The following is a 1,226-nucleotide window of genomic DNA, read 5'->3' as shown; positions in this document are numbered from 1 at the left end:
ACTGCGTGGCCCCCAAAGGCGATACCGGTGGCCCCCGAAGGCAATATTCACTGGCCCCCAAACCCGCAAATACTCAGGCGCGGTCGTTGATACCGGCTTTGAAGGCGTAAGGGTTCTGTGCTGCGCCGTTTCCGGTTCCGCCGGCTTTGAGCACCTGTACGCCGTACGGGTCGTAGTCGTAAGTGAACACGTTGCTCGAGAAGTCGACGAGCAGGCCGACTGGGTTGCCGAGTCCGTCCCAGACGTAGATGCCGTTGACGCCGGTGGAGGTGGTCAGCATCAGAGCCTGTCCGGTGACCGGGTCGCTGTAGACGTGTGCTCCGTTTCCGTTCACGGTGTAGGTGGTGACCTGCGGGTTGCCGTTGGCGTCGTTCTTGCCGTAGCCGAGCTTGTATGTCCGGGTGGGGATGGTCTCGGTCAGCACCATTTTCTGGTCGGCACCAGCGTAGGTGTAGGTCGACGTGACTCCCCCGGTGGTGGCGCTCGTCATCTGTTGGAACCTGTTGTAGGTGTAGGTGGCGGTCGGGGTTGCCGTGAGGTTACCGGTGCCGTCGTAGGTGTACCCCGCGGTCGTGATCTGGTTGGCCGCGTTGTACGTCAGCGTCTGAGAGGACGGGTTCGAGCCGGTGACCACTTGAGTGAGCCGGTTCCCGCGGGCGTCATAGGTGAACGCAAACGTGCTGTTGCCGTCAGTACCGCCCGACTGGGCGACCTGAGTGACCCGGCCGGACGTGTCGTAGGTGTATGCCGTGACCTGGTTGGTGAGGTTGTTCTTGGACCATTGCAGTTTGGCTCGGTCTGTAGCCGCGCCAGTGGCGCAGGTGGGGGCGGCTGAGGCCTCGTTGTAGCAGTACACCGTGTCAAACACGACGACGATACCGGCTGGGGTGCCGGAGTTGTCGTTGGTGGATGATGTCAGTTGCTTCACGCGTCCCGAGGTGTCGTAGCTGGTGACCTCGTGGCCAGCCCAGGTGGAGTTGTCCGGGTTTGTGGACTGCAGCCAGGTGTCGGTGCGGCGCCCTTGGGCGTCCGTGGCATATCTGGTCGTCTGATACGTGCCGCTCTTGGGGTACTGGGTGCTGGTGAGCACGCCAGACGCGTCAAACGTGTTCGTAAAGGTCCCGAACGAGTCGGTGGAGCTCAGCTCGTTGGGACTGCCCCGAGTTCAGTTGACTCAAAGGGTTAGTGGTTTCAGGCGGCTTTGAGGGCCACGTTTATTGTCTCAA

1 protein-coding gene is annotated in these 1,226 nt (G+C 61.7%); it reads right to left on the bottom strand.

Annotated elements, in window-relative coordinates; all coding sequences use genetic code 11:
• Positions 1 to 73: 73 nt before the first annotated feature.
• The gene (locus K2F54_RS18865; protein WP_220607393.1) at positions 74 to 1,090 is read right to left on the bottom strand and encodes a hypothetical protein; all 1,017 of its coding nucleotides are present in this window, start codon (positions 1,088 to 1,090) and stop codon (positions 74 to 76) included.
• Between the last annotated feature and the right edge of the window lie 136 nt (positions 1,091 to 1,226).

Source organism: Cryobacterium inferilacus (assembly GCF_019599185.1).
Classification (GTDB): Bacteria; Actinomycetota; Actinomycetes; order Actinomycetales; family Microbacteriaceae; genus Cryobacterium; species Cryobacterium inferilacus.
Note: the sequence above shows the minus strand (reverse complement) of the source record. Positions and strands in the feature narration are given on the sequence as shown.